Below are 5,278 nucleotides of genomic sequence, written 5' to 3' on the forward strand. Positions count from 1 at the left end.
CGGTCGTGACCGTGCTCGACAAACTGACCTACTCGGGCAACCGGGCCAACCTCGACCCCGTCCGCGACGACCCGCGGCTGCGGTTCGTGCAGGGCGACATCTGCGACCCGGTCGTCGTCGACGAGGTCGTCGCCGACCACGACGTGATCGTGCACTTCGCCGCCGAATCACACGTCGACCGCTCCATCGCCGGCGCCGCGCCGTTCGTCACCACCAACGTTCTGGGCACCCAGACCCTCCTCGACGCCGCGCTGCGCCACCGCACCAGCCGCTTCGTGCACGTCTCCACCGACGAGGTCTACGGCTCCATCGACGAAGGCTCCTGGACCGAAACCTGGCCCCTCGCCCCGAACTCCCCCTACTCGGCGTCGAAGGCCGGCTCCGACCTGCTCGCCCTGGCCTATCACCGCACCCACGGCATGGACGTCGTCGTCACCCGCTGCTCCAACAACTACGGCCCCTACCAGTTCCCCGAGAAGGTCATCCCGCTGTTCGTCAGCAACCTCCTCGACGGCGCCACCGTCCCCCTCTACGGCGACGGCGGCAACATCCGCGACTGGCTACACGTCCACGACCACTGCCGCGGCATCGCCCTGGTCCAACAGAAGGGCCGCGCCGGCGAGGTCTACAACATCGGTGGCGGCACCGAACTGACCAACAAAGAACTCACCGGCCTGCTCCTGGACGCCTGCGGCGCCGGCTGGGACCGCGTCGTCCCGGTCACCGACCGCAAGGGCCACGACCGCCGCTACTCCCTCGACATCAGCAAAATCCACCAGGAGCTCGGCTACAGCCCCAGCATCACCCTCGAGAAGGGCCTCGCCGACACCGTCGCCTGGTACCGCGACAACCGCGCCTGGTGGGAACCGCTGAAGTCGGCACCCACCGCATGAGTCGCGTTCTCGTCACGGGCGCCGGCGGCATGCTCGGGCACGACCTGGTCGCCGTCCTGGCGGCCCGGCCCGACCTGAAAGTGACCGCCGCCACCCGCGCCGACCTGGACATCACCGACCCCGCCGCGGCCCGCAACGCGGTGACCGGCCACGACGTCGTGATCAACGCGGCGGCCTGGACCAACGTCGACGGTGCCGAGACCGACGAGGCCGCGGCGACCGCCGTCAACGGCGGGGGCGTGGCCAACCTGGCCGCGGCGTGCGCCGCCGACGGAATCCGGTTGATCCAGGTCTCCACCGACTACGTCCTCGCGGGCAACGCGCGCACCCCCTACCCGGAGGACGCGCCCACCGCGCCGGGCAACGCCTACGGACGCGGCAAGCTGGTTGGCGAGGAGGCCGTCGCGCGGCTGCTCCCCGACACCGGGTACGTCGTCCGCACCGCCTGGCTCTACGGCGCGCACGGCCCGAACTTCGTGTCCACCATGCTCCGGCTCGCCACCCAGCACGAACACCTCGACGTGGTCGACGACCAACACGGCCAGCCCACCTGGTCGTACACGCTCGCCGAGCGGTTGGTCGCACTCGCCGACGCGGCACTGGCCGGGCACGCGACGCCGGGCGTCTACCACGGCACCTGCGCCGGGCAGACGACGTGGTACGGGCTGGCCCGCGCCGCGTTCGCGCTGGCCGGGCTGGATCCGGACCGGATCCGACCCACCACCAGCGACCGGTATCCGCGTCCCGCCACCCGGCCTGCGTACAGTGTGCTAGGGCACAGCCGCTGGGCGGCCGCGGGTCTGCCGCCGCTTCCCGACTGGCACAGCGCCCTGGTTGACGCGTTCCGCTCCCCCGCTCCACCCGCCCCGTGGAAGGTCGCATGAAGCTCACCCTCGTCACCGGCCTGACCGGCCTGCTGCTCCTCGGCACCATCGTCGAGCTGCTGCGCCGCCGTCAGCTACGCGAGAAGTACGGCATGCTCTGGCTCGCCGTTCTGGTCGTCGTGATCCCGCTGTCACTGTTCCCCCGGCTGCTCGACAACGTCGCTGAGCTCCTCGGCGTCGCCTCCGGTGTCAGCCTGGTGCTCTTCCTTGGCATCGTCTTCCTGCTGCTCGTGTGCGTGCACCTGAGCTGGGAGGTCAGCGCCCTCGAAGAAGAGACCCGCACCCTGGCCGAAGACTTCGCCCTGCTCCGCGCACAGATCGACGCGGACCGGGCAGCCCGAGACGAACTGGTGTCCACCGATGGTTAATGGCAAGCGCACCTTGATCATCATCCCGGCTCTCAACGAGTCGGGCTCCATCGCCGACGTCGTCGGCGAGGTCCGCGGCGAACTGCCCGGCGTCGACGTCCTCGTCGTCGACGACGGCTCCACCGACCGCACCGCGGCCGTCGCCGTGGCCGCTGGTGCCCGCGTCGCCAAACTGCCGTACAACCTCGGCGTCGGTGGTGCCATGCGCCTCGGCTACCGCTACGCCCGCGACAACGACTACGACGTCGCCATCCAGATCGACGCCGATGGTCAGCACGACCCGCGGTACGTCCCGAAGCTCGTCGACCTGCTCGACGACAACGATCTGGTCATCGGCGCCCGGTTCGCCGGCGAGGGCGACTACAACGTCCGCGGCCCCCGCCGCTGGGCAATGGTGATGCTCTCCGCCGTGCTGTCCAAGGTCGCCCGCACCAAACTCACCGACACCACCTCCGGCTTCCGGGCCGCCAACCGGCGGGTCATCGAGATGTTCGCCACCTGGTACCCGGCCGAGTACCTCGGTGACACGGTGGAGACCCTGGTGCACACCGCCCGACGCGGATACCGCATCAAGCAGGTGCCCGTCGCCATGCGCAAGCGGATGGCCGGCACGCCCAGCCACTCCCCCGCCCGGGCGATGATCTACCTCGGTCGCGCATTCGCCGTCCTCACGCTGGCGCTCATTCGCCGGTGATCAGTCGCCTGCTACGCCTGATCCCGCCCGGCACCATCGCTGTTGGTGCCGGGCTGGGTCTTCTTGGCATCGCCTCCTACGTCCACCTCGCTGTCGCCGGCCACAGCCTCAGCGGGACCGACTACAACAGCCTGTCGGTGCTCTGGTCGATCGTGTTCACCCTCGGCATCGGCGTCTTCATGCCGATCGAGCAGGAGGTCGCCCGGGTCGTCGCCGCCCGGCACAGCCAAGGGCTCCCCCCCGGGCCGGTGCTCGCCCGGGGCGTCACCGTCGCCGCCGCGATGCTCGCCGTGCTGGTGCTGGCCGTCACCGCCGGCCGCCAACTCCTCGCCGACCATCTCTTCCACGGCGACGGCACCATGGTCACCGTGCTCGTCGGCGCACTCGCCGCGATGGCCGTCGCCTACACCACCCGCGGCGTCCTTTCCGGCCTGCAGCTCTTTCCCTGGTACGGAACCCAACTCGGCATCGACGGCGGGCTGCGCATCGTCATGGTCGCCCTGCTCGGGTTGGCCGGCGTGACCTCCCCCATCTGGTACGGCGTCGTGCTCGTCGTCGCCCCGCTGGCCAGCGTGCTGCTCACCCTGCCGCCAGTACTGCGCGCCATCGGCGGCGGCGCACCGGTCGCCTGGGCCACCCTCCTGCGCGGCCTCGGGCTGCTCACCGCATCCAGCCTGCTCTCCCAGGTCGTGGTCAACGTCGGCGTGATCAACCTGCAGTTGCTCGCCCCCTCCGACACCGCGGCGGCAGGCGCGTTGCTCTCCGCCCTCGTGCTGGTCCGCATCCCGCTGTTCGTCTTCGGTTCGATGCAGGCCTCACTGCTGCCCGGCCTGGCCACCACCGCCACCACCGGCGACCAGGCCGGCTTCTACGGCCTGCTGCGCCGGGCGGTGGGCATCGTCACCGCGCTCGGCCTCACCGGGGCCGTCGGCGCCGTGCTGCTCGGCCCGTGGCTGGTCGGCGTGCTCTTCGACGCCCCCGGCGTCCTCGGCCACGGCGACTTCGCCTGGCTGGCCGCCGCCACACTCGCCTACCTCTGGGCGATGGTGCTCGGCCAGGCCCTACTCGCCCTCGACCGGCACCGCGCCCAGGCCCTCGCCTGGACCGTCGGCGTCGCCGCCCTGATCATCGTGACACTGCTCCCGGCCCCGGTGATCCTCCGGGTCGAGCTGGCCTACACCATCGGCTCCGTCATCGTGGCCGCCACCATGGCAGTGCTGCTGCGCGGCGGCATCCGCCGACCCCCCACCCCGCCCCTCACTGACGCCGTCACCCCCGCCGTATCCGGAGGCATCCGATGACCCGCCCACAGGTGACTGCGGTAATGCTCGCCTACGGCGCCGAGCCGTACCTGGTCGACGCCGCCCAAGCCATCCTGGCCAGCACCGACATCGACATCGACCTGGTCGTCGTCGACAACGGCTGCACCGGCGACGGCATCGACATCGTCAAGGGCTTCCCGCAGGTGCGGGTCGTCCGCCCCGAACAGAACACCGGCTACTCCGGCGGCTGCCGGGTCGGCGCCGCCGAGGCCACCGGTGACTGGCTCGCCTTCGTCAACTCCGATGCCATCGTCGCCCCGGACGCCCTCGCCAAGACCGTAGCCGTCGCCGCCGAACCGGGCGTCGGCGCCGCGATGGCCTCCATCCGGCTCGCCGACACTCCCGAGTTGATCAACACCTCCGGCAACCCGCTGCACTTCACCGGGCTGTCCTGGGCGGGCGGCAACGGCGAACCCGCCACCGCCCACGCCCTACGCACCAGCGTGCCCTCGCTCAGCGGCTGCTGCTTTGTGATCAGCCGCCAGCGGTGGCAGGAGCTCGACGGCTTCGCGGCCGAATACTTCGCCTACCACGAAGACACCGAACTCAGCCTGCGGCTCTGGCAACGCGGCCTGCGGCTGGAGTACGTCCCCGACGCCGTCGTGCGCCACCACTACGAGTTCTCCCGCAACGACCTGAAGCTCTACCTGGTGGAACGCAACCGGCTGGTCACCCTGCTCACCGCGTACCAGACTCGGACGCTGGTGGTGCTCGCACCGATGCTGCTGCTCACCGAGGCCGCCATGCTCGCCGCCGCGCTGGCCGGCGGCTGGACCAAGCAGAAGACCCGCGGCTGGGGTTGGCTGTGGCGCAACCGATCCTGGGTCGGTGCCCGCCGCCGTCAACTCCAGACCGAACGCACCGTGCCCGACGGAGTGATCGCCGAGCTGATGACCGCCCGGGTCGCCCCCTCCAACGTCGACTCGCCCCCCGGCATGGGCGTCTTCAACGCGGTCGCTGCCGGCTACTGGGCCCTCGCCCGGCCGCTGCTGCAGCGCCGCTGACCCGACCGGCATCGAAAAGCGTCGGGGACCGCGGTGCGGTCCCCCACGCGGTGGGGTATATTATAAACTTTTGGAGATAGGAAGAGGGGGGGGTAGGGGAAGAGTGTTTTCTA

At 70.7% G+C, this 5,278-nt stretch carries 6 protein-coding genes; all 6 read left to right on the forward strand.

Going from position 1 to position 5,278, the window contains the following annotated elements:
- Positions 1-5 precede the first annotated feature (5 nt).
- Genes rfbB through ACWCO3_RS31125 form a run of 6 tightly spaced genes read left to right on the forward strand, consistent with a single transcriptional unit; the run spans position 6 to position 5,165 of the window.
- Entirely contained in the window at positions 6-893 is an 888-nt protein-coding gene (gene rfbB / locus ACWCO3_RS31100; RefSeq protein WP_450013450.1) for a dTDP-glucose 4,6-dehydratase, read from the forward strand.
- A complete protein-coding gene (gene rfbD / locus ACWCO3_RS31105) occupies positions 890-1,777 on the forward strand; it encodes a dTDP-4-dehydrorhamnose reductase (protein ID WP_450013447.1) in 888 nt (295 codons plus the stop codon). The genes rfbB and rfbD overlap by 4 nt, the downstream gene beginning before the upstream one ends.
- Positions 1,774-2,145 carry a DUF2304 domain-containing protein gene (locus ACWCO3_RS31110; protein ID WP_112673548.1) on the forward strand — a complete coding sequence of 124 codons (372 nt, stop codon included), beginning with the start codon at positions 1,774-1,776 and terminating at the stop codon, positions 2,143-2,145. The genes rfbD and ACWCO3_RS31110 overlap by 4 nt, the downstream gene beginning before the upstream one ends.
- Positions 2,138-2,839 carry a glycosyltransferase family 2 protein gene (locus tag ACWCO3_RS31115; protein WP_145782007.1) on the forward strand — a complete coding sequence of 234 codons (702 nt, stop codon included), beginning with the start codon at positions 2,138-2,140 and terminating at the stop codon, positions 2,837-2,839. Before ACWCO3_RS31110 ends, ACWCO3_RS31115 begins: the two co-directional genes overlap by 8 nt.
- Positions 2,836-4,140, forward strand: coding sequence for a lipopolysaccharide biosynthesis protein (locus ACWCO3_RS31120; protein ID WP_244311719.1), 1,305 nt, complete (start codon positions 2,836-2,838; stop codon positions 4,138-4,140). Before ACWCO3_RS31115 ends, ACWCO3_RS31120 begins: the two co-directional genes overlap by 4 nt.
- A complete protein-coding gene (locus ACWCO3_RS31125) occupies positions 4,137-5,165 on the forward strand; it encodes a glycosyltransferase family 2 protein (RefSeq protein ID WP_145782009.1) in 1,029 nt (342 codons plus the stop codon). Before ACWCO3_RS31120 ends, ACWCO3_RS31125 begins: the two co-directional genes overlap by 4 nt.
- The last annotated feature ends 113 nt before the right edge of the window (positions 5,166-5,278 follow it).

It is taken from the genome of Micromonospora sp. NPDC002411 (genome assembly GCF_053592955.1).